The organism is Chryseobacterium formosum, from assembly GCF_026460885.1.
Classification (GTDB): Bacteria; Bacteroidota; Bacteroidia; order Flavobacteriales; family Weeksellaceae; genus Chryseobacterium; species Chryseobacterium formosus.
Genome location: NZ_JAOVZW010000001.1, coordinates 497,590 through 521,933, shown reverse-complemented (window position 1 = coordinate 521,933; position 24,344 = coordinate 497,590). Strand labels below are relative to the sequence as shown.

Annotated in this window: 21 protein-coding genes, 2 tRNA genes and 1 pseudogene; 15 read left to right on the top strand and 9 right to left on the bottom strand. The window is 33.0% G+C overall.

Annotation, left to right across the window (positions count from 1 at the left end; translation table 11 throughout):
- Positions 1-89: 89 nt before the first annotated feature.
- From lysA to OF897_RS02520, 3 genes are all read right to left on the bottom strand, one after another.
- Positions 90-1,289, bottom strand: coding sequence for a diaminopimelate decarboxylase (gene lysA / locus OF897_RS02530; RefSeq protein ID WP_267264216.1), 1,200 nt, complete (start codon positions 1,287-1,289; stop codon positions 90-92).
- 259 nt (positions 1,290-1,548) lie between these two features.
- Entirely contained in the window at positions 1,549-2,772 is a 1,224-nt protein-coding gene (locus tag OF897_RS02525) for a 3'-5' exonuclease (RefSeq protein WP_267264110.1), read from the bottom strand.
- 123 nt (positions 2,773-2,895) lie between these two features.
- Entirely contained in the window at positions 2,896-4,422 is a 1,527-nt protein-coding gene (locus OF897_RS02520; protein ID WP_267264109.1) for a helicase HerA-like domain-containing protein, read from the bottom strand.
- A gap of 165 nt (positions 4,423-4,587) precedes the next feature.
- Between OF897_RS02520 and OF897_RS02515 the strand changes: the two genes are divergently transcribed.
- The 3 genes from OF897_RS02515 (at position 4,588) to OF897_RS02505 (ending at position 7,497) form a co-directional block, all read left to right on the top strand.
- The gene (locus OF897_RS02515) at positions 4,588-5,643 is read left to right on the top strand and encodes a hypothetical protein (protein WP_267264108.1); all 1,056 of its coding nucleotides are present in this window, start codon (positions 4,588-4,590) and stop codon (positions 5,641-5,643) included.
- Between the two features lie 112 nt (positions 5,644-5,755).
- The gene (locus tag OF897_RS02510; RefSeq protein ID WP_267264107.1) at positions 5,756-7,165 is read left to right on the top strand and encodes an MBL fold metallo-hydrolase; all 1,410 of its coding nucleotides are present in this window, start codon (positions 5,756-5,758) and stop codon (positions 7,163-7,165) included.
- 32 nt (positions 7,166-7,197) lie between these two features.
- A complete protein-coding gene (locus OF897_RS02505; protein WP_267264106.1) occupies positions 7,198-7,497 on the top strand; it encodes a thioredoxin family protein in 300 nt (99 codons plus the stop codon).
- 130 nt (positions 7,498-7,627) lie between these two features.
- On the opposite strand, the gene OF897_RS02500 is transcribed toward OF897_RS02505, so the two are convergent.
- Positions 7,628-8,380, bottom strand: coding sequence for a nitrilase-related carbon-nitrogen hydrolase (locus tag OF897_RS02500; protein WP_267264105.1), 753 nt, complete (start codon positions 8,378-8,380; stop codon positions 7,628-7,630).
- Positions 8,381-8,566: 186 nt separating this feature from the next.
- Between OF897_RS02500 and OF897_RS02495 the strand changes: the two genes are divergently transcribed.
- From OF897_RS02495 to OF897_RS02470, 6 genes are all read left to right on the top strand, one after another.
- Positions 8,567-9,004, top strand: a complete 438-nt coding sequence (locus OF897_RS02495) for a DUF6646 family protein (RefSeq protein ID WP_267264104.1) — start codon at positions 8,567-8,569, stop codon at positions 9,002-9,004.
- A 105-nt stretch (positions 9,005-9,109) separates the two neighbouring features.
- Entirely contained in the window at positions 9,110-10,456 is a 1,347-nt protein-coding gene (gene rseP, locus OF897_RS02490; protein ID WP_267264103.1) for an RIP metalloprotease RseP, read from the top strand.
- 80 nt (positions 10,457-10,536) lie between these two features.
- Positions 10,537-10,610, top strand: a tRNA-Asn gene (locus OF897_RS02485).
- Positions 10,611-10,791: 181 nt separating this feature from the next.
- Positions 10,792-10,865, top strand: a tRNA-Asn gene (locus OF897_RS02480).
- Positions 10,866-10,905: 40 nt separating this feature from the next.
- Positions 10,906-11,232 (top strand): GIY-YIG nuclease family protein, encoded by a 327-nt coding sequence (locus OF897_RS02475; protein ID WP_267264102.1) that lies wholly within the window; start codon positions 10,906-10,908, stop codon positions 11,230-11,232.
- 268 nt (positions 11,233-11,500) lie between these two features.
- Positions 11,501-14,029, top strand: a complete 2,529-nt coding sequence (locus OF897_RS02470; protein ID WP_267264101.1) for a DUF5686 family protein — start codon at positions 11,501-11,503, stop codon at positions 14,027-14,029.
- Positions 14,030-14,445: 416 nt separating this feature from the next.
- On the opposite strand, the gene rpmA is transcribed toward OF897_RS02470, so the two are convergent.
- From rpmA to OF897_RS02455, 3 genes and pseudogenes are all read right to left on the bottom strand, one after another.
- Complete coding sequence (gene rpmA / locus OF897_RS02465) at positions 14,446-14,703, bottom strand: 50S ribosomal protein L27 (protein ID WP_034677604.1); 258 nt, start codon at positions 14,701-14,703, stop codon at positions 14,446-14,448.
- Positions 14,704-14,734: 31 nt separating this feature from the next.
- Positions 14,735-15,112 (bottom strand): annotated as a pseudogene (gene rplU / locus OF897_RS02460) (50S ribosomal protein L21); the annotation flags it as partial.
- Positions 15,113-15,191: 79 nt separating this feature from the next.
- Positions 15,192-16,085 carry a GLPGLI family protein gene (locus OF897_RS02455; protein WP_267264099.1) on the bottom strand — a complete coding sequence of 298 codons (894 nt, stop codon included), beginning with the start codon at positions 16,083-16,085 and terminating at the stop codon, positions 15,192-15,194.
- A gap of 75 nt (positions 16,086-16,160) precedes the next feature.
- Between OF897_RS02455 and OF897_RS02450 the strand changes: the two genes are divergently transcribed.
- The 4 genes from OF897_RS02450 to OF897_RS02435 all read left to right on the top strand — a co-directional run bounded on the left by OF897_RS02450 (position 16,161) and on the right by OF897_RS02435 (position 19,243).
- The gene (locus tag OF897_RS02450) at positions 16,161-16,703 is read left to right on the top strand and encodes a hypothetical protein (RefSeq protein ID WP_267264098.1); all 543 of its coding nucleotides are present in this window, start codon (positions 16,161-16,163) and stop codon (positions 16,701-16,703) included.
- 1 nt (position 16,704) lies between these two features.
- Positions 16,705-17,796, top strand: a complete 1,092-nt coding sequence (locus tag OF897_RS02445; protein ID WP_267264097.1) for an acyltransferase family protein — start codon at positions 16,705-16,707, stop codon at positions 17,794-17,796.
- Positions 17,797-18,024: 228 nt separating this feature from the next.
- Positions 18,025-18,606 (top strand): tRNA-(ms[2]io[6]A)-hydroxylase, encoded by a 582-nt coding sequence (miaE, locus tag OF897_RS02440; protein ID WP_267264096.1) that lies wholly within the window; start codon positions 18,025-18,027, stop codon positions 18,604-18,606.
- A gap of 10 nt (positions 18,607-18,616) precedes the next feature.
- Complete coding sequence (locus OF897_RS02435; RefSeq protein ID WP_267264095.1) at positions 18,617-19,243, top strand: DUF502 domain-containing protein; 627 nt, start codon at positions 18,617-18,619, stop codon at positions 19,241-19,243.
- Here OF897_RS02435 and OF897_RS02430 read toward each other — a convergent pair.
- A complete protein-coding gene (locus OF897_RS02430; protein ID WP_267264094.1) occupies positions 19,240-20,493 on the bottom strand; it encodes a pyridoxal-dependent decarboxylase in 1,254 nt (417 codons plus the stop codon). The two genes, OF897_RS02435 and OF897_RS02430, sit on opposite strands and share 4 nt — an antisense overlap.
- A 234-nt stretch (positions 20,494-20,727) precedes the next feature.
- Positions 20,728-21,927 carry a PQQ-dependent sugar dehydrogenase gene (locus OF897_RS02425; protein ID WP_267264093.1) on the bottom strand — a complete coding sequence of 400 codons (1,200 nt, stop codon included), beginning with the start codon at positions 21,925-21,927 and terminating at the stop codon, positions 20,728-20,730.
- Positions 21,928-22,035: 108 nt separating this feature from the next.
- On the opposite strand from OF897_RS02425, the gene OF897_RS02420 reads away from it, so the two are divergent.
- Positions 22,036-22,407, top strand: a complete 372-nt coding sequence (locus tag OF897_RS02420; protein ID WP_267264092.1) for a BlaI/MecI/CopY family transcriptional regulator — start codon at positions 22,036-22,038, stop codon at positions 22,405-22,407.
- A 2-nt stretch (positions 22,408-22,409) separates the two neighbouring features.
- Positions 22,410-24,197 (top strand): M56 family metallopeptidase, encoded by a 1,788-nt coding sequence (locus OF897_RS02415; RefSeq protein WP_267264091.1) that lies wholly within the window; start codon positions 22,410-22,412, stop codon positions 24,195-24,197.
- Positions 24,198-24,344 lie beyond the last annotated feature (147 nt).

The window sequence follows — 24,344 nt, the reverse complement described above, 5'->3', positions numbered from 1 at the left end:
TCAAAGATACTGAATAATTAAAGATTCAAAATGAAGCATTAAATTTTAAATATAAAAAAACTCCACAATTTCTGTGGAGCTATATCGTATTAAATTACTTCAATCTGATTTCTCAGCAAATCTTCAAACTCGTCTCTTTTTCTGATTAGATGCGCTTTTCCATCTAAATATAGAACTTCAGCAGGTTTTAATCTTGAATTGAAATTTGAACTCATCTCAAAACCGTAAGCTCCTGCATTATGAAATGCCAAAATATCACCCTCTCTCACTTCATTCAATTTTCTGTCCCAAGCGAAAGTGTCTGTTTCGCAAATGTTTCCAACGACTGTATAAATTCTTTCAGCGCCTTTTGGGTTTGATAAATTTTCAATCTGATGGTAAGAGTCATAAAACATCGGACGAATTAAATGATTAAATCCTGAATTTACTCCTACAAAAACTGTCGCTGTTGTTTGTTTAATTACGTTTGCTTTTACAATTAAATAACCACTTTTTCCAACTAAGAATTTCCCCGGTTCAAACCAAAGCTCAAATTTCTTTCCAGTTGATTTTGAAAACTCGGCAATCACTTTTTCAACTTTTTTTCCTAAAGTTTTCACATCAGTTTCTTCCTCGCTGTCTTGATAAGGGATTTTGAAACCGCTTCCCATATCCAGATATTTTAAATTCGGGAAATGTTCAGATAATTCAAGCATAATATCTAAAGCCTGAAGGAAAACATCCGGGTCTTTAATCTCACTTCCGGTGTGCATGTGCAGTCCTTCTACATTAAGATTGGTCGACTTCATCACTCTTTCAATATGACGAACCTGATGAATAGAAATACCGAATTTTGAATCGATGTGGCCTGTAGAAATTTTATAATTTCCGCCTGCAAAAATATGTGGATTAATTCTAACTAAAATAGGATAAGAACTTCCGTATTTGTTTCCGAACTGCTCTAAAATCGAGATATTGTCTATATTGATATGAACTCCAAAAGACATCGCCTCCTCAATTTCAGCCAAATCAACGCAGTTTGGTGTGAACAGGATTTTTTCTTTAGGAAAACCTGCTTTAAGACCTAATTTTACTTCATTTATTGATACACAATCCAAAGATGCACCCAAGTTCTTGACATATTTTAGAATATTAATGTTGGTCAATGCCTTTGCAGCATAAAAAAACTTAGTGTGTTTTAAAAAAGAAGATGTAAGTTTTTCGTATTGAATTTTGATCGATTCTGCATCGTAAACGTACACCGGTGTGCCAAATTCATTGGCGATCTTTAGTAATTCTTTTGAATTCATATTTTTAAATTTAACATAAAAAAAGGCAGAACCTTCGTGAAAAGAGTCTGCCATTACAATTATTTTTTATGCAACACAACTCTTTTAGGTATTCCAAACCTTTGAAAACTTTACAGCTCCCTTCTTTCCGGTTTGTTTATGTTTAAAATTCTGCATTGCTATTTTTTATTCTTTTGCAAAAGTACTATTTATTTTGAGAATTTGAAATCGAAAATCATTTCCCTTTTCATTAAATATAACCGATGTACTAAATTATAAATTATTTCGGCAAAGGCAAAGTCTCAAAATCACCTCTGAGTAAAGCTATCTGAAGGTCATTGATCAAATCCGCAGATTGATAACAAGTGTCGACCTTTAGCTTTGATAATTTGCTTAAAGTCTGAATTTGGGTGAAAAGTTCATAGAAACCATAAGAAATTACCTTTCCGTTTTCAATGATGATAAACATTTTTTCACCTAATTTCCTGCCTGAACCCAACCAAAGTTCGTTTCTCTTTTTAAAATCAATTTTACTTTGAAGAACTTCTGCAAACTCAAATTCAGGTTGTGAAGCTAAAAAAGTAATCGCTTTTGCTCCTTGAGTGTAAGATTTGAATTTGAGGATTGGTTTTTCAACCTTATTCAGCTTTGTTTTTTCAACTAAATAATGATTATTTCTAAAATACAGTCCGTAAGCCAAAATATCTTTTTTCCTGATGTTCTTAGAATTTTGGATCAGTTTTGCGATAATATCATTTCCGGTCAGTTCAAAATGAATCTGCTCGACATCCTTCTGAATCTGTTCCCATTTTTTTGTCTTGGAATTGAAAATCTTTTTTGAAAATTTATTGATATCCTGAGCGTGGTCAGAAAAAATAATTTTTCCGTTTCCGTCCTGGAAATAAACAAACCCTCTGTCGCTCGGCAAATCCTGAGTTAAGAGCTTGATTTTATTAATGTAAGTCTTGGCATTCGTTTCGTCGTGCTGCTTCTGAATAATCTCGTTTTCAGTGTCTTTTGAAACCAAAAGCTTAAACAATTCTAAAGTCGCTCTCGCATCACCTTCTGCACGGTGCGCATTAATGATAGGAATTCCTAAAGATTTTACCAATTTTTGTAAAGAATAACTTACTTCATCCGGAATCAGTTTTTTAGCTAAAGGAATTGTATCTAAAGTATTGATTTTAAAATCATAACCAAGCCTTTGAAACGATTGGCGAAGCATTCTGTAATCAAAATCGATATTGTGACCAACCAAAGTTGTACCTTCAGTAATTTCAACAACTCTTTTTGCCAATTCATGAAATTTCGGAGCAGTTTTCACCATTTTCGGACTAATATTCGTTAATTTCTGAACAAAAGGGGTAATATCACTTTCCGGATTGACAAGCGAAATAAACTGGTCTACAATTTTATGACCATCATATTTAAAAATGGCTATATCTATAATGCATTCTTTCCTAAAACCTGCACCATTGCTTTCTATATCTATAATTGAATACATTATATGCTAACTTAAACTTCTATAATCAAAAACCAAACCTTTCAATAAAATGATTTTGCGAAAAGGCAATTCTGCTAAAATAATGAAATTACATTAAAGAATCCAAAAACTATCCATTTACATTTATCTTCTTCTTCCTCCCAAACCTAGCATTCCTAAAATTGCTTTAGCTCCTTCACGCAACAAAGTATTGGTAAAAGTTCTTCCCTGTCGGCTGTTTAAAACCTGTTCAAACATTCCCGGCTCCTCTTTTACCGGTTTTGTTTTTTGCGTTGGCGCAGAATTTTCGACAGCTTGCTCCATTCTTTTTACTAAAATTTCGTAAGCAGATTCATTGTCGATTGGTTTTTCATATTTTGAAACCATTGCAGATCTTGAAGTTAAATCTGAAACTTCAGCATCATTCAAAACATCCATTCTGGATTCAGGAGAAATTAAATATGTGTGAACAAGCGGAGTCGGAATTCCTTTTTCATCCAAAGCCGTTACAAAAGCTTCACCAATTCCCAAATTCTGAATTAATTCTGAAGCGTTGTAAAATTCCGTAGTCGGATAATTTTCAACAGCTTTAGAAATCTCTTTTTTATCTTTTGCAGTAAATCCTCTTAACGCATGCTGAATTTTTAAACCTAATTGCGAAAGTACATTTTCAGGAACATCACCAGGAATTTGAGTGATAAAATAAATTCCTACTTCTTTTGAACGAATTAATTTTACCATCGTTTCAATTTGTGAAATCAACGCTTTTGAAGATTCATCAAAAATCAAATGGGCTTCATCAATGAATAGAACCAATTTGGGTTTTCCGCTGTCGCCTTCTTCAGGGAAAGTCATATAAATTTCAGCAAAAAGCGAAAGCATAAATGTTGAAAAAAGCTGCGGTTTATTTTGAATATCTGAAACTCTTAAAATATTGACAACGCCTTTTCCATCTCTCGTTTCGAGCAAATCGTGAACATCAAAACTAAATTCTCCGAAAAAATCAGCAGCTCCTTGCTGTTCCAAAGCAACAATCGACCTTAAAATTGCACCCAACGAAGCTGGAGCGATTGAGCCGTAATTAGCTGACAATTCAGCTTTACCTTGTGGATTATCTGTTACGTATTGTAAAACTTTTTTTAAATCATTTAAATCAATTAAAGGCAAACCTTTGTCGTCGCAATATTTAAAAACGATGGACATGATACTTTGTTGAGTATCATTTAATTCTAAAATTTTACTTAATAAAACAGGTCCAAATTCTGTAACTGTAGCACGTAATTTCACCCCTTTTCCACCGGAAATACTCATTAATTCAACCGGAAAAGCTTGAGGATTGTAAGGAAGCTGCGTTTTAGCATAGCGTTCTTCTATAATCGAATTCATTTCCCCTTCCGCCGCAATTCCAGAAAAATCCCCTTTAATATCTAAAACCAAAGATGGAATTCCTTTATGAGAAAGTTGTTCTGCAAAAACCTGAAGTGTTTTTGTCTTTCCTGTTCCGGTGGCTCCGGCAATCAATCCGTGGCGGTTGATTGTTTTTAAGGGAATCGTAACGTTGACCTCGGTCACAACTTCACCATCCAACATTCCTTTTCCTAATATAATATGTTCTCCTTTTGGAGTATATCTTGTACTAAGTTCTTCAATAAATTTTGATTTGTCTGCCATTTGATTTTTTTAACATCTAAAGATAAAGTTTTTTACAAAAGTTTTTAGTTGTCTCATTATTTTGTAGCATTAATTTTTGCGCTTCTTTCTTAAAATGGATTAATTTAGCATAGAAATAGCGTTTTTTAGTAAATCCTAAATATAGCATCAAGAAAAATATTAATTATGTTTAGAAAAAATCTACTTTTTTTCTTTTGTTTTTTGTCAGCAATTCTCTTTTCACAAAAAACACAAAAGGCAGTTGATCTGAAAGTTACAGATGATTACAAACACCAATGGACAAAAACTAATTTCCCAGTATTATGGGCAGGATTTACAAGAGAAACAGTGCGTTCTTACGATTCTAAAAATCAGAACATGGGAATCAGCTATATTCAGCAAAAATCAAAAAAGAATAAAACTGTACTTTCCATATATATTTATCCGCAAAATGAAATTGACAACCATCTTCTGAGAGATGAATTTTTGTCATACGAATATGCCCTAAACCAAAACTCTTCACCAGGAGTTGATCTTAAACCTTCATTTGGAGAGCTTTCTAATGAAAAACTAAAGGTCAATTACGTTTATTCTATATTCAGCAACTCTTTAGGTCAAGCAGATTTCTTTAAAGGTGTAAAATATGTAGACAAACAGTCACTACTTGCCATTTATGAATGTGGTGGATGGAGATTTAAAATAAGAGTCACGAGTGATGATATCACAAAAGAGCAATTACAAGAATTAAAACAAAAAGTGGAAACCTACTTTAAAGTACTCAATATTGCTAAAGTAAAGCCTTTACCAATTGACAATGCTCCAGACATTGTGCTTTCTCCCGTTGTTAAAAGAGATTCAATGATGGCAAATGCAACCATAGTTGCTGCACAATCTAAAATAGAATGGCTGAAGAAAAATTTAGATGCCAAAGAAGTTTCTACAGGTTTCAGTGATATGAAAATTGATTCTGAAGTGTATGCTATTGAAAAAATGATTGAGTTTTATAAACTTCATAAAAACGACTGGAAAATGTCTCCCGAAACAGAAAAGTATTTTACTGAAATGACCAATATTGTCGATAACAAAAGAACGAAAAATCATATCTACGAAAAATTCCATTCAGTCATTGATTATCCGGAAGGTGAATCACAAAAAGAAAGCTACATTCAATTTAAAATTGATAAAGATATATCCGAAAATACCAACGAGATTTTTTATAAGATTTTTTATAAATTAGAATAAACAAAAACTTTATAGATTTATTCTATCATAACAGATATTTTATTTTAGCAGATTTTAAAAAATAAAATACGATTTTTGTAGATTAAAGAACAAAAAAATTCTCACCCCAAAGATGAAAGTCGAGCAAATATATACAGGCTGTTTAGCACAAGGCGCATATTATATCGTATCGGAAAATGAAGCCGCAATTATAGATCCGCTAAGAGAAGTAAAACCTTATCTGGACCGCCTTGAAAAAGACAACGTTACCTTAAAATATATATTTGAAACTCACTTCCACGCAGATTTTGTATCGGGACACTTGGATTTAAGTAAAAAAACCGATGCTCCGATTGTTTACGGACCAACCGCTCAACCGGAATTTGAAGCAATTATTGCTGAAGACAATCAGATTTTCGAAATCGGAAATGTAAAAATAAAAGCACTTCACACTCCAGGTCACACTATGGAAAGCACAACTTACCTTTTGATTGACGAAAATGGTGTGGAAACTGCTATTTTTACGGGAGACACTTTATTTTTAGGAGATGTTGGAAGACCAGATTTAGCTCAAAAAGCAGGAAGTGTAACTCAGGAAGATCTTGCCGGAATTTTATATGACAGTCTTCATTCGAAAATTTTACCTTTGGATGATAGCATTACTGTTTATCCGGCTCATGGAGCTGGTTCGGCTTGCGGAAAAAACATGCAGAAAGAAACAGTTGATATTCTTGGAAATCAAAGAAAGACCAATTACGCTCTCAATCAACCAGATAAAGAATCTTTCATTAGAGAAGTTTTGGATGGTTTAACAGCTCCACCAAAATATTTCGGGATGAACGTTGCCATGAACAAAGGCGGTTACGATAGCCTTGATGATGTGATGGATAAAGGTCTAAACCCAGTTTCCGTAGAAGATTTTGAAAGTTTTGCAGAAGAAACCGGAGCTTTGATTTTAGACACTCGTGGTCCTGTAGATTTTCACAAAGGTTTTATTCCAAATTCTATTAATATTGGTTTGAAAGGAGATTTTGCACCGTGGGTTGGAAGTCTTATTGTTGACGTAAAACACCCATTGTTATTGGTTTCTGACGAAGGAACTGAAGAGGAGGTAATCACAAGATTAAGCAGAGTTGGTTTTGATAATGTTTTGGGATATTTGAAAGGAGGATTTAATTCATGGAAAAATTCTACAAAAGAAATCGATGAAGTGAAAAGGATTTCGCCAGTTGAATTTGCTGAACAGTTTAATGAAAATTCTAAAGTGATTGACGTAAGAAAACTCGGAGAATATTCTGCCGAACATATCGACAACGCTTACAGCAGACCTTTAGACACGATTAGTGATTGGGTTTCAACAGTTGATGATTCTGAACATTTCTTTTTGCATTGCGCAGGAGGTTACAGAAGCATGATTGCCGCAAGCATCCTTAACTCACACGGAATCAGAAATTTCACCGAAATCGAAGGTGGTTTTAACGGAATAAAAAAAACAGAAAAACTTCCGGTTTCGGATTTTGTTTGCCAATCTAAAACGTTGTAAGAAATCACTCATTTCAATTAAAAATTAAAACAATGTCACAAAAATTTCAAGAATTAATAGAATCTGAAAGACCTGTACTCATCGACTTTTTCGCTACATGGTGTCAACCTTGCAAAGTACAGTCATCGGTTTTAACGACAGTAAAAGAAAAAATTGGCGAAGGTGCAAGAATTGTAAAAATAGATATCGACCAATATCCCGCGATTGCTTCTCAGTATGGAGTTCGTGGAGTTCCCACTTTAGCAGTTTTCAAAAGAGGAGAATTGTTGTACAAAGAAAGCGGAGTTCATGACGTTAATCGTTTGACTCAACTTTTGGAACAGTACATTTAAATTTAGATTAAAAAAAATAGATAAATTACACCCACAGATTTCACGGATTTCCACAGATGAATGAGAATAAATATCTGTATTAATCTGTTAAATCTGTGGGATTTTTTTTTACTAAAACTCAATCTCAGCTTCAAATTTTAATCTCAAAATTATCTCTGTCATTCAAAAACTGAAAATGTTCCCTGAAATCTTTCAGCTCATTGATATCTAATTCCGCAGAAATAAGATTTTCATTTTTTTCTGAAATTTCTTTTCCGTCAGCAAAAAAACAATGCGAACTTTCTTTATATAACAAATCATTCCCATCAGTTCCGATTCGGTTTAAACCAAAAACAAAAGAAAGATTTTCAATAGCTCTCGCTTTCAGCAAATGTTCCCACGCTCCCACTCTTTTTTCAGGCCAATTGGCAACATACAAAATTGCATCATAATCATCATTATTTCTTGCAAAAACAGGAAATCTTAAATCATAGCAAACCTGTAACATAAAACGAATTCCGTTATACTCAACAATTACTCTGTGTTTTCCGGGAATGTAAACTTTATCTTCCCCCGAAAAAGAAAATAAATGCCTTTTATCATAATAAACAACTTCAGAATCTGGCTTTACAAAATACATTCTGTTGAAAAATTGACCATCAACTTCAACTGAAGCACTTCCACAAAAAGCCGCATTTTTTTCTTTTGATATTTGCTTTAAAAACTCCAGAGATTCTTCATTTTTATCTGAAACTTCAGCAGCACCCATGCAAAATCCTGTAGAAAACATTTCGGGCAGAAGAAAAAGATCTGCGCTTTCATTTTCCAATTGTTGCGTAATCAGTTCGAAGTTTTTTGCTTTATCTTTCCAGACAATATCCTGATTTAATCCTATAATTTTCATACGCTGATTTCTATTTTTTTAATTGCTGTATGGAATCGCCTTTTTAAAATTACATCAGTGATTTAAAAACAAACATGGCGATTTCACATTTCTATTTCATAACTTGTATAAAATTACAGTTTTTAAATGGTTTCGGTTTTATATTTGCTGCAAATTGTCATTAGTAATAATTTAAAAATAAAATCTATGAAGAAATTGGTTTTTATGTTGATGATTTTCATCGGAGCGACAGTCAGTGCACAAGCCTACACCGGAAAAGGAGATCAAAAAGTCAACTTGGGACTTAATGCATGGGGATACGGAACAGGAATTTCTGCAACTTATGATTACGGTTTAAATCAACTAATCTCAGTTGGAGCCGGAGGAAATGCTTATTTTGAAAATTATAAAGACAACAATAAAGACAACAGAGTTTTTATTTTCGGTCGAGTGAATTTTCATTTAAGAGAAGCCTTAGAATTACCTGAGCAATTAGATATTTATCCGGGTGTTGATTTGGGAGTTTTAGGAAGAGATTTCGGAATTGGAGCTCACATTGGCGCAAGATATTTCTTTACCGATAAATTCGGAGTTTTCGCAGAAGTTGGGAACAACGGAAGTTTAGGCGTTTCTTTCAATTTCTAAAAACCTGTCACAATATATGACAAAGCTTCTCATTTAGAGGAGCTTTTTTATTTGGCATCCTTTTGATAATTGTTACCTTTGCAAATTATAATCTAAAAACAATTAATGGAATTAGCAATCAAGATCTTTCAATTTATATTGAGCATCTCTATCTTAGTAATTCTTCACGAGCTTGGGCATTTCTTACCCGCAAAATATTTCAAAACCAAAGTAGAAAAATTTTATCTCTTTTTCGACCCTTATTTTTCTTTAGTTAAAAAGAAGATTGGCGAAACCGAATATGGTATCGGATGGCTTCCTTTCGGAGGTTATGTGAAAATTGCCGGAATGGTTGACGAAAGCATGGATACCGAACAATTAAAACAACCTGCACAACCTTGGGAATTTAGAGCTAAACCGGCTTGGCAAAGATTGATTATCATGTTGGGTGGTGTTACTGTGAACTTCTTTTTGGCTTGGTTAATTTACTCATGCCTTATTGGAAACAATGGCGAAAACATTTTTGAGGCTGAAAGAATGACTACTCCACTTCATTATACAGAAGCAGCAAAGAAAATGGGCTTCCAGGATGGTGATAAAATTTTAAAAGTTGACGGAAAAACTCAGAAAGACTTTAAAAAACTTGCTCTCGATATCTTATTAAGTGACGAAATCACGGTTGAAAGAGGCGGAAAGGAAGTTACTTTCCACACAAATGACGACGGAAAAGCTTTGGCATTCAACGATCCTGAACCAAAATCATTTTTAACACCGAGACTAATTCCTGTAATTGACACTATAGCTTTCAAAGAAGCATCTGACGCAGGTTTAAAAGTTGGAGACAAAATTCTTGCTGTTAATAATAAACCAATCACTTTTTTTGATGAGGTAAGACCCATTGTAGTTCCTTTTGCCGGGAAAACAATTGATCTGAAAGTTTCCAGAAATGCTGAAATTTTAGATTTAAAAATGCCTGTCTCTAAAGAAGGAGCTATCGGAATTAATGCTACTAAACAACTTGATAAGTTTAATAATCATATTGACTATAATTTTGGAGGATCTATAAAAAGAGGATTCACTTTGACAATTGAAAGTTTAACTTACCAGATTAAGCAATTTAAACTCATCTTCAACTCAAAAGTTCAGGGGTATAAAAAAGTTGGCGGTCCTTTAGCTATCATTAAAAACATGCCAGTTGACAAAGCTCAAGACGGAAGTGTATCTATAGACTGGACTGCTTTCTGGAGTTTTACGGCAATGTTTTCGGTTTGGTTAGCATTCTTAAACTTAATTCCTATTCCCGGATTAGATGGAGGTCACGTTATTTTCACATTATATGAAATGATCGTAGGAAAACCTGTCCCGCAAAAAGTTTTAGAAAACGCACAAATGGTTGGAGTTATCTTCCTGTTAGGCTTAATGTTACTGATTTTTGGAGCAGACATATTTAAAATTATTACCAATAAATTTTAATTTTATTTAAAAAAATAAATAAAAAACTTGCGTGGTTTAAATATCAGTATTATATTTGCACCACTCTAAAAGAGGAACATTCCTCCTTAGCTCAGTTGGTTAGAGCATCTGACTGTTAATCAGAGGGTCCTTGGTTCGAGCCCAAGAGGAGGAGCAAAAAAGACTTACATTATTGTAGGTCTTTTTTGATTTTAATACCTTCCTGTTTCAAATTATTTTAAAATTTAAATTCCTGAAATATAATCCGATAGCACTTTTCGGGTAATTTTGATAAAAAAATATTTGCTTGATATTATTTTTCATATTATCTTTGCAGCACCTTAAAAGAGGAACATTCCTCCTTAGCTCAGTTGGTTAGAGCATCTGACTGTTAATCAGAGGGTCCTTGGTTCGAGCCCAAGAGGAGGAGCAAAAAAGACTTACATTATTGTAGGTCTTTTTTGATTTTAATGATCCTGGTTTTCGCATGCATTACATTTATATTCTTATTTTCAGAAGCAGCAGATAAATTTTACATCGGATATACCCAATCTCCGAAAGAAAGACTTTTGAAACATAACGAGCAAGAAAACTTTAATACTTTTACACGTAAATTCAGACCCTGGAAAATGGTTGCACTTTTTGAGGTTTCAGAAGATAAAACAATTGCCATTATAATTGAACGGTTTATTAAAAAGCAAAAATCAAGAAAATTACTTGAGACGCTGTGCGATACAAACTTTCAATTATCAGGAATATTAGCTCAGTTGGTTAGAGTCCCGAACTTTCGGGATTAATCAGAGGGTCCCCCGCACTTGCGGGATCCAAGAGGAGGAGAAAAAAACTTACATTATTGTAAGTCTTTTTTGATTTTAATATGTTTTATTTTTCAATAATCTCACAATTATCATTTTTCTAAACCAAGTGCTATCTCAGCGCAATATTCGTAGGTTTATTTTCGTTACCTTTGCAGTTTTGTGACCGATGGTAAAAATCTATGAAAACATTTCATAATTTGAAATAATCAGCACACTTTTTGTTTAAGCTAAATGCTCGAAGAAACGAATGATGTCAACCAACCAATTAAAATACTGTTTCCTATATATTTGTCTCCTATTTTCAGGATTATCTTATGCACAAAACGCAGCAAACGGTAAAATTATAGACGAAAAAACCAATAAAGAAATTTCAGGCGTTGAAGTTTTCATTAATGACAGCAATAAAGCTGCATTAACAACCACTACAGGGAATTTCAGCGTACAATCTGATTCGATTATTTACAAGTTAAAATTTACACGAAAAAACTACGCTTTTGAAACCGTTGATATTTCAGTTGACAACGCAAATAATTTAGTTATAAAACTTTCTCAGGAAAAAGTAAGCAGCATTGAAGAAGTTGTGATTCACAACGAAAAAACCAAATACAAAAGCAAAAAAGAAAACCCTGCTTACCGAATTATGCAGGAAGTCTGGAAGCGTAAAAGAAATAACGGTTTAGAAAAATTTGATACTTATACTTTCAAAGAATACGAAAAGATTCAGTTTGATGCCAATAATCTCGACAGCGCATTTATGAATCGTAAAATCTTCAATAAACTTGATTTTATCTTTGATTATGCTGATTCTACTGCAAGTGGTAAAATGGCTCTCCCAATTTTCTTAAATGAATCAATTTATAAAAACTTCGGAGAAAACAAACCCAACAAAAAAAGTAAAAAACTGTTAGTTGCTCAGAAAACGTCAGGTTTTCAGGATAACCAAGTCATTACGCTTACGGCAAAGAATTTATACCGAGATATTAATATTTACGACAATACTTTAAACTATTTCGACATTGGATTTCCAAGTCCAGTCGGAACTGATGGTTTTAGTACGTATGATTATAATTTAGTAGATACAATTGCTGTAAATGGAGAAAATGCTTACAAAATAAGATATCAACCACGAAGAACAGAAGTTTTAGCTTTTCAGGGGTATCTTTACATTGACACCGATTCTTATGCAGTTTTAGGTGCTACATTAAAGTCTACAAATAAGATCAACGTCAATTTCATCAATGCAATTTCTACCGAATTGGAATACGATAATCCGGATAATGAAACTTTTCTCCCAAAAAAATTCGTTACAGAAATTGAAATGACTCCTTTTGCAAAAAAGAAAAGTGCAAAAAGTATTATCGCCAAACGATCTGTAGATTACTCGGAATATGATTTCAACAGACCTTTAGCAGACTCTATTTTCACAAGGAAAAAAGAGGAATATGACGACAGTTTTGTAGAAAAAGATGAAGCTTTTTGGGCAACAGCAAGACCAGATTCTCTTTCAAAACAAGAACAAGGAGTTTACGAAATGCTCGATAAACTTCAACATACTCCGAAATTCAACAGAATTATAAAGCTTACCGAAACACTAGCTTCAAGATATTACAACGTTACAAAAGGAATCGATTTAGGACCAATTACTTCAATCTACGGCAAAAACGAAGTAGAAGGCGATAGAATCAGATTGGGAGCCAGAACTTATTTTACCCAAAATGACCCTTGGAGAGTTGAATTTTACAACGCTTACGGCTTTAAAGACCATCAATTCAAATATGGAGTTGAAGGACGTTATATGTTTAACCGAGTGAACCGTTTTATGGTTGGAGCCGGAACAAAAAGAGACATCACGCAGCTTGGAGTACAATTAACAACTGAAGACGGAATTTTATCACGTTCATTTGCCTCTTCAACGGTTTTTGCGAGAGGAGAAAATGCATCTTTAAGTTCAGTTAACCAAACCAGTGTTTTTACATCAATCGAGCCCTGGAAAAACTTTCAAATAAGAGTTGACGGAACGATGCAAAGTATTAAATCCGCTAATCCTGATGGCTTTAATTTGATGTATTATCAAAATGGAAATTTGAGAAAAACAACGAATGATTCTCACGTAACATTCAGTTTAATTGCAAGACCGGGCGCAAAATTCTCTCAAACCGGAGTTGACCGATATGAACATGGAACTTTAGCTCCAACAATTGTTTTAAAATACACGAGAGGAATTGAAGGCTTATTCAATGCTGATTTTAATTATAACAAGCTGCAGTTTATGTTCTACAAACCGATTCTTTTGGGAAGCTGGGGTAGAACTTTATTCAGCTTTGAAGCAGGGAAAAACTTTGATACAGTTCCATTAGCTTTACAGAACATTATTCCCGGAAACCAGTCGTATGGTTTGGTTCCGAACACTTTTGCTCAATTAAATTATTATGAATTTGTAGCAGATACCTATTCAACAATGCATATTGAGCATCATTTTAATGGTAAGATTCTTTCTTTTATTCCTTTAATTAAAAAGTTGAAATTAAGAGAGGTTGCCTTTATCAGAGGAGCTTATGGTTCTTTGAGTGATGATTCTAAAAATATTAACGTCGACAATTTAAAATATTCAGCTCCGGATCAGCAAATTTATTACGAATATGGTTTTGGTATTGAAAATATTGGTTTTGGAAATATCAGAATTTTCCGTGTAGATTTCAACTGGAGAGGAAATTATCTAGACAGACAAGATGTTTCTAAGTTTGGAATTAAAGCAGGTTTCCAGTTTGGATTTTAAGATTTCTCAACAATGTATTTCTTTAATGAACCAGCGGAACCTTTTATGTCGTTTACATATTATGACATTGTATTCTTTATTTTAGTCTTAGCAATCAATATTTATATATTTCGAAATAGAAAAAAAATTAAGCTAAATCGTTTTACGAAAATATCTATATTTTTACTTTTCTTTATATTAATTCCTTATACATCAAACATAATCGAAACTAAAAACATTTATAAAAAATTTACAATTGTTGATAGCTTTAATCTTTGGTATCTTCTCTTTAAATATCCTGTTTGGTGGTCAATAGGAATTATAGAAATATTATTTTTATCCAAATTGCAAGAAAAAAATCTATTACAGATTCATAAGAACACAAAAAATCCTCAACAATAATGCTGAGGATTTTATTTTTATAGAACGCTTTTTAATTATGCGTTCGGCTCAATAGATACGTAAGATCTGTTGTTTGCTTTCTTTCTGAAAACTACTTTACCGTCAACAAGAGCGTGCAAAGTGTGATCTTTACCCATACCAACATTTTCACCTGGGTGATGTTGAGTACCTCTTTGTCTGATAATAATGTTACCAGCAATAGCGTCTTGTCCACCGAAAATCTTCACACCTAATCTTTTAGAATGAGATTCTCTACCGTTTTTGGAACTACCAACTCCTTTCTTGTGTGCCATTTTATTCTAAGGTTTTTTGGTTTAACAATTATTCTGCGCTTTCAGCAGCGTCAGCTTTTTTAGTTGTTTTTTTAGCAGGCTTCTCTGCTTTTTTTCCTTCAAATCCTGTAATACCAGTGATTTTGATTTGAGATAAAGATTGTCTGTGACCATTTTTAACTTCATAACCTTTTCTTCTTTTCTTTTTGAAGATGATTACTTTATCAGCTTTTACGTGGTCAAGGATCTCTGCCTCTACAGTGATACCGCTTACAGCTGGGGCGCCTACAGTGATTGCTCCGTTTACAGTAAGTAAGATTTTATCGAAAGATACTTTTCCTCCTTTATCTCCTTTCAAACGGTTCACAAACAACTTCTGGTCTTGCTCAACTTTATATTGAAGCCCTGCTATTTCTACAATTGCAAACATTGTCTATAAATTTTTAGTTAATTCGAGGTGCAAATGTACTGATTATTTTGATAGTAACAATATGATTTTGAGAATTTTTCTATTTTTTGTGTAAATTTAATTCAAGTTGATTATTATTAGTTTTATATTTTTTTCCCATCGATTCTTCCATGTATTTAATAACCTCTGCATTGCTTGTCAGTTTTGCTCCAGATTCTGTAGTTACAGTCATCGTTGTATGAGGATCTGCCAAATCTAATTTCACATCTTTTGCAGGATCATTTTTATAAGACATATATTGCTTTTTGTATTGAGCAGGGTTTACTTTCACACCCTTAAATTCATGATCCGCCTCTTTTTGTAATGCTAAAATATAGTCCCAGGAATGATCTTCAGCTTTCAATTTCTTATTACCTTTTAATAAAAATTGATGGGATTTTGTTTTATCCTCTAGTTTTACAATTAATCCCGGCAAACCATTAAATTTATACGGGCCATCCGGAAAAGGCAAATCTTTTGAAAACCATGCTTCCCAAACTCTTCCACCGAAATTTGTAGTTGCTTTCTGGCAATTGTAATTTTCAATTTTCTGAGTTTCAGGAAGAATATTCCACTTAAAAACCGGAGTTTCTTCAACAATCATATTGGTTTGCTCAATATTGGTAAACCATGTTGTTTTAAAACTTGGATATGCTTTTTCAATTAAATAAGAAATATTCCAATCTTCTGCGTGTGAAGAAAAACTGATGTGATTGGGTGTAGATTTTCTCTGTTCAATAATCGAATTATTAACTATAGAATCATTAGCAAAACTCGCCTGACCATAGAAATAAGATTTCGTCGGGAAAATATCCAGATTTACAAATTCTTTTTTCAGGCTGTCAGTTTTTGTAGAATCAATCCTGAATTGATATTCGTAAGTGAAACGATTTCCCTGCGCTGAAAAGTTTAAACAAAATAAAACAGTCAAAACAAGGCTAAAAATATGCTTCATAATTTTGTGATTAATTCTCCAAATATAGAAATTAAATTAGTTCCGTATTATTTGTACTTTTGGAAAAAACTTACAATGAAGATAATTTTAAGCATTTTACTTTGTTTATCGCTTACATCATGTACTGTCTACGGTGTGACCAACGACTATAAAAAACTTTCAGAAAAAGAAAAAACAACAGTTGTTGCTTTAGAAAGTTTTGACAAAACTGATACTCAGCACGTTTACAAAATAAACGGTCAACAGCTTAAATCAGAATTAGCAAAACATCCAAAATCATTAGTTTATATTTTCACAAACGGATGTACTTCACAATATTGTCTTCCTATGTCGAATTATGAAAGGTTTGCAGAAGAAAACAATTACAAACTTTTTCTTGTGATGGAAGGCTATTCACACCTAAATAAAACCATAGAACAACGTTCAGAAGTTTTTAAACAACCTCTATATTCCATTGATAACGATTCGTACAATTCTTGGTATTCAGTAAGATATCACAGACTTTTTGCAAACGAATTACGGGGCATAGAAAAAAAAGCAAAACCGGAATGGGAAGGAAGTTTATATTTTTTTAATTATGACAAATTAGAAAAAATAACCAGAGATTTACCTCAATAGCATGAACAGAGATCTTTACATTGATTTTGCGAAAGGATTGGCAACGCTTTCCATTATATTTATCCATACTGCATTTTGGTCGGGACAGTTTTATATTATTCCGGAACTCAGAGTATTTTCATTGGTATTTGATGTTGCTCTTTTCTACGCTTTAAGCGGAATTACTTCAGGCTCAAACATCGAAAAAACATTTTACAGATTACTGAAACTGCAAATAACGTATATGATCTTCGTTACGTTGCTTTTCTTTTTAGATTATTTCTTTAAAATTTTCGGACTTACTTTTTTCTCACTCGAATGGTTACAGAAAATCTACTCTACTTTCGGTTCGAAATATGCTGCAACAAGCATTTCAACGGTTCCGCAATGGCAGAATTTAGGGAATTGGTATCTTCATGAGTATTCAAATGCAGATACTTTTCCGGTTGTCATGGGAAGTTTTTGGTATTTGAAAGTCTATTTTATTTTAACCGTTTTCGGAGTTTTAATTTTAAGATTTTTCCCGAAACACGTCAATTGGTTTATCGGAATTTGTATCGCTTTAACTTTAATATTTAATATTTTCCCGGAAATCTATCCTAACGGACAAGTAGGTTACGTCGCTTTTTACATGACCGTTTTTCTGGTTGCCAACAGATTGAAAGGAAAAACAATTCCGACAAAAATGATTCCTGTACTTTACGGGTTGGTTGCAGCTGCATTACTGTGGATGTTTTGGTATTTTGGAAACGAAATTTTCTTTAAAATCAACAAACAAAAATTCCCTCCAAAAATCCCTTATATTATTTGGACACTTTTTTCGTTGACAACTTTATTTGTTTTTTATAACCGATTAAAGATCACCAAAGAAAGCTTCGTCACGCATATCGGAAAAAACGCCATTTTCTTTTATTTTGGGCAAGGAATCAGTTCGTCACTCGTTTATTTCTTGGTCGTTCCAATGAAAGAGTTAATGCCTTGGTGGATTTTGATGATTTTAATTTATGTTATTAATGTTGTCTTAGCCTTCATCATCGCTACAGGTTTGAAAAGATTTGATGCATTTGGCTGGAAAATTCTTGAATTTTTAAAATTGAAAACTGCTTCAAGATAGCTTGAATTCGTTAAGAATTTTAAAGTTGAAAGGCGGATTAAGCAAAAATCTAAAGATATTATCAAAGCATATTGCTTAATTTAGATTGATCTAAACCTTAATCAGTCTTAAACAATTAATTATCTTCATGTTTCAAATTTAATTATTTCAAATTTGAAACATGAAGCGGTTCAAATAATTTTTCCATCTTAATCCAAATTATTCTAAATTTACAGAAATTTTTAGCATATGTTTAAGTTGAAACTCCCAACCGATCCAAGGTGGGCAAATATTGCAGAGGACAACATTCAGGAAATTTTAACCGATCATGCTTGGTGCGAACAAAAAGCAGCAACCAATGCGATTGGTCTTATCACCATGCTTCCGGAGCGTCCCGATATTGTAACAGAACTTTTGGCAATTGCTCAGGAAGAATTAGAACATTTCGGACAGGTTCTTGAAATCATCAAAAAGCGTGGTTATAAATTTGGTCGCACCAGAAAAGACGATTACGTGAATGAATTGGTGAATTTCATCCAAAAAGGTGGTCATCGAGACACATTAATTGTTGACAAAATGCTTTTTGCAGCAATGATCGAAGCGAGAAGCTGTGAGCGATTTAAAGTTTTAACCGAAAATATTAAAGACGAAGAATTAAGAGATTTCTATAGAGAATTAATGATTTCTGAAGCTAATCATTACACCACTTTTATTGGGTTCGCAAGAGAACTTGGCGATCCTGAACAAGTAAATAAGAGATGGGAAGAATGGCTGGAATATGAAGCAAAAATCATAAAATCTTACGGAAATAAAGAAACTATACACGGATAATTAGCGTCAATTGAAGAAACCAACATTCGAAAACATAACCAACTTCTTCTTGAAAAACTTTTTTCAGGGGTTGATTATTATTGGTCCAATTGGGTTAACAATCTATGTAATTTGGTTTGTAATCACTTCTATAGATAACATTATTCCGTCGGTTGCGAAAGAAATTCCGGGATTGGTATTTATTTCAACTCTATTTGTAACTGCTTTATTAGGTTATTTAGGAAATAAATTTGTTGTCGGAAGATTCTTTGTTGATGCAGTTGACAGACTTTTAGAAAAAACGCCGGGAATCAAGCATATTTATTCGCCTACAAAAGACGTAATGTCTTCGTTTGTTGGTGATAAGAAAAAATTTAGCGATCCTGTTTGGGTAAAAACCAACGAAAACCCAGAAATCTGGAGAATAGGATTTTTAACCCAAAAAGAAATGGCAGCCGTTGATAAACACAATTATGTTGCAGTTTATTTACCGCATTCTTACGCAATTTCTGGCTGGGTGATTGTTACCGAAGAAAAAAACATCAAACCTGTTGTAGGAATGACAGCAGCTACAGCAATGAAGTTTGCGGTAAGCGGCGGTGTTGCCGGTTTTCATTCTGATGAAAACGGATTATTTAATCCTGATCCAGAAAATTAAACTAATTCAGGATTTACAATTTTCGACTGTCTTTCGTTTTTCAAATCCGACAAAAAGTTATCTATCATTTCCTGATTTACATGTGCCATCGTCACAATTTTCCACCATTTTGGGTCTTGATAATTGTCGGCTACAAGATGATATTTTTTAGCAAGATTTTCTGAAATATCTTCTGAGACAATCGTAACAATATTCATGGACGGATTTCTGTAATATTTCACTCCCATCTCATCAAGATCATTACATAAATGATTGGTAATATCTAAAAGACCTTGAATTAATTTAGACCAACCTTCAGATCCGTGAATCATTAAAATCATCCACATTGCAATTGCATTTGCTCCTGAACGACTTCCACAAAGCGTAAAGTCTGATCCGTAAACGTAAGAAGCCTCTTCAGTCTGCGTGTATTCTATAAGTCCTTTTCTGCAAAGGAAAACACCTGTTCCATAAGGAGACTGCAGCATTTTATGGCCATCTATTGTAACAGAACTAATTTCAGGATTTTCAAAAGTAAGATCTCTTTTATCAGACGAAAAAGGATAAATAAAACCTCCAAATGCAGCGTCTACGTGTACAAAATAATGAGTAAAATGTTTTTTCACAACATCCAAAACAGCCTTTGAATTATCTGCACTTCCAAACATCGTTGTTCCCATTGACAAATGAATAATCAAATATCGAATGCCATTATCATAGAGTTCTTTAAGTTTTTGCTCAAGGTCTTCAAGCAAAATCTTTCTGTCATCAAAATTCACTTTAACTGAAACCGGAGTAATTCCAAGTAGATTAGCTCCCTTATATACCGAATAGTGAGCATCTTCGGAAAATATAACTGCTATTTCGGAGGGCTTCGCATTATGATTTTTAGCAAAATAATTTCGGTAAACCCATTGAGCCTGAATATTTGCTTCCGTTCCTCCAGGCGCAACATAACCGTCATATCCCGATTTTTCAGCTCCGAAAATTTCCTCAGCACAAATTCTCAATACATCAATTTCCAGTTTTTGCGTTCCGGAAAAATAGTTTTCTCCTTCGGTATAAGTATGGCAACCAATATGATTGGGATTATTTACTAAAACCGAAAGAAAAGCAGCTTCTTTCAAAAAATCTGAGTCATGAAATTGCTTTCTGTCTAAAAAAGTTCCTGGAAGCCCAAGAATAGACTCTGAAGAATAGTTGAGATTCTTATCTAATGCATCAAATACGGTTTGCCTTAAGGTTTCCGGTGATAGTTTTGGCCAATGCATTTCTTTTTCTTTTTTTAATTAAACGTTAGCAATTATCTGTTCATGACAAGATTTCCAAAATTACAATATTTTAGAAGAATAGAAAATTTTTACTGATATTGAAAATTTAGTTGAAATTATAATTCGGGAGCAAAATTGAAATTTTGCTCCCGAATTTCTTAGGATTTGATTATTTTTATTGATAGGATTAAGTCCTATCCTTTAGAAATTAGTCACTTCGTGACTCCTTTGAAACTATTTTTTAGAAATTTTATATAATTTTCCGCTATCGGTAATTCCATAAAGATTTCCATCCATTCCACTTAAAACATCACGAAATCTTTCTTTTTGATCTAAAAGCAAGCGCTCTTCTCCTACAACTTTATTGTCTTTCATCACAATTCTGTTGATATGTTGCCCGCTCAAACAAGCAATGAATAAATTATTTTTCCATTCTTCAATATTTCCGGTGTAAAATGTTACTCCACTCGGAGAAACTACAGGATCCCAATAATAAACAGGTTGTTCGGTTCCTGCTTTTTGCGTTGTTCCGTTATTGATTTTTTCTCCTGAATATTCAATTCCGTAGGTCACATCGCCCCATCCATAATTTTTTCCAGGTTGAATAAGATTAATTTCATCTCCTCCTCTAGGTCCCATTTCAATATCCCAAAGCTGCCCTTTTTCATCTAAAGCCAGACCTTGCGGACTACGAATTCCAAAAGCATAAATTTCAGGTTTGTAACCATCTTTTCCAATAAACGGATTTCCTGCTGCCGGTTTTCCGTCTTTAGTGATTTTTAAAATTTTCCCTAAATAATTATCTGTTTTCTGAGCATAAACTCGGGTTTCCTTATCTGATCTTTCACCTGTGCTCACAAAAAGATTTCCATCTTTATCGAAAACCAATCGGCTTCCATAATGCTTGTCGCCGTCATAGGTTGGCGTTGCACGGAAAATCACTTTTACCTCAGAAATACTCTTCATATCTGCAGAAAGTTTTCCTTTTGCAACAGCAGTATGATTTCCGCCTTCATAAGGTTCAGAATAGCAGAAATAGATGATATTGTTTGTTTTAAAGTCAGGATCGAGCGCTACATCAAGCATTCCTCCTTGTCCTTTTGAATCTACTTTTGGGAAACCTCCAATTTTAGAAATTTGTTTTCCGTCGGCTGAAACAACATTCATAAAACCTGATTTTTCAGTAATTAAAAACTTTCCATCGGGCAAATTGATAATTCCCCAAGGTTTGCCTAAATCTTTAGTTAAAACTTCAACATGATAAGGCGTTTCTGTTTTTACAGCTTTAACTCTGGTTTGACCAGCGAAAGCAGGTTTGTAATCGGTATTTGCTTTTTCTTCTTTTGCAGATGGCTCACTCGGTTGTCCTTTTCCCTGACACGAAACAATCGTCGTTGCAGAAGCTAATAAAATGGGTAAGAGTAATTTATTCATAATATATTTAAAGTTGGTTTACTTTTTAAGTGGAAAAATAATGCCATAAAATTTGTGCAGTTAAATTTTTATTCTACATTTGTAGAACAAATTTAAACATTGTAGAATATGAATGAGATAAAATTAACCAATTCTGAAAAAACTTTGATGGATATTCTTTGGGAAAAAGATAAAGCATTCATGAAAGATATTCTGGAAGCTTATGCCGAACCCAAACCTGCAGCAACGACCGTTGCAACTTTATTAAAAAGAATGCAGAATAAAGATTTGGTAGGCTTTACATTGTATGGAAATTCACGCGAATACTTTCCGAAAGTAGCCAAAGGTGAATATTTCAAAGAAGAAATGACTTCGATGATTGACCGTTTTTTTAACAGTTCTGTGACGCAGTTTGCATCGTTTTTTACTTCTAATTCAAAGCTTTCGCAGAAACAATTGAAAGAGCTTCGTGATATTATTGATAAAGAAATAGAAAAGTAATCATGGAAACTATAATTCTAAAAACAATCCTTTGTTCAGGAGTTTTGTTGGGATTGTATCATTTATTTCTGGCAAAAGAAAGAACCTTTATATTCAATCGTTTTTATCTGATTTCGGCTTTAATCTTTTCATTTTCAATTCCATTTGCTACTATAGAAACAAAACAAGTGGAAAAAGAAATTCCTGAAACTGTTTTTGTAGGAGAAATTGAACAGCCCATTTTACAAGCTCCAATTGTTCAGCAGGAAAGTTTTGATTTTACTGAAATTCTTATCATCGCATCCTTTATCATCACAGCAATTCTACTTTTAAAAATAGTTTATTCAGTTTTTAAAATTAAGAGATTAAAAGGACGAAAAATCATTTATCAGAACAGAAATATATTTCTTTTAAAGCAGAATCTTGCACCTTTCAGCTTTTGGAATACGATTTATCTCTCAGAAAATTACTTTAAAGATTCAAAAATTGATAATGCCATTTTTCTTCACGAAGAAATTCATGTGAAGCAAAAACATTCTGCTGATATTCTTTTTGTAGAGATTTTAAAAGCTGTCTTTTGGTTCAATCCATTTATGTATTTCTATAAAAAAGCGATGATCAATAATCATGAATTTATTGCCGATGAAAGCGTAATTCTCGAGGGTAAAAATGTGAAAAATTATCAAGAACTGATTTTACAAGAGATTTTAAAGCAGCAAAATTTAGCTCTTATACATCAATTTAACTTTAATAACACTAAAAAAAGATTTATTATGATGACAAGTAAAAATTCAAAATTTGCGAAGGCTAAGAAATATCTTGCAATTCCTGCATTTGCGGTATTGGCAATTGTATTTGCTGAAAAGACTTATGCGAAAGAAAGTTCAGAAATTTTAAGCATTGAAAAAGATAATATTATTTCTAAAGTTTTATCAAACGATCCTTTCGGGGAAGTTCAAAAAATCCTAAACAAATATCAAGCTTTATTAAAGGATAAAAAGTATGCAGAATTTGACAGAAAAATCAGTCAGGAAGACAGAGAGACATTGATGAAACTTTATCCACAACTTTCTGAACATCAAAAAGATGAGCTACCATTTATTTTCACAAAGACTAAAAAATCAAATAAGAATCCTGTAAGCGAAAATGATCTCAAGGAATTTTCAAATGCATCAAAATATGGTGTTTGGATTGATGAAAATAAAATTGGAAATTCTCTTCTAAAAAATTATAAGGCATCGGATTTCTCTCAAAAATCTGTTAGTAAAAGATATAAAAATGCAATCAGTCTAAAAAACCCACAGCCTTTTCAGATAAACTTGATGACTAATGCATACTATGAAAAATACAGCAAAGAAGAACCTAGAGTTTTAATGGGTTTCAAAGCTAAAAATTTTGTAAAAGGAAAAGATACCATTCCTATCAAAAAAAATATTGAAGCAAAAGCTGTTGACAAAAAAATACAAAACATAGATGCCAGTGAAGCAACAGACCTTACACCTGCAGAATATCCTGGTGGAGCAAATAAATTAAGAAGTCTTGTTGCTTCAAATTTTGATGGCTCGATAATGAAAGGAGATGAAGGCACTTTAAAATCAGTAATATATTTTAATGTCGATGAAAATGGAAAAGTAAATAACTTTAATGCAACAGGAGAAAATGAAAAATTCAACACCGAAGCAATACGAGTAGTAAAACTTGCAAACCAAGATGCAGTATGGAAACCAGCACAAAAAGATGGCAAAGCTATAAAATACAGATATCAGATTCCTTTAACAATGAATTTTGAGGCTTACAAAAAAACACAATAAATATAATAATTTCACCAAGTGATATTACAACTACCGTAAAGTGAATGCTTTGCGGTTTTTTATTTTTTAATCATATATTTTGATAAACTTATTAAAATCAGAAATAATATTTATGATCTTACTCTACTTCCCTACATTTTTAATTTC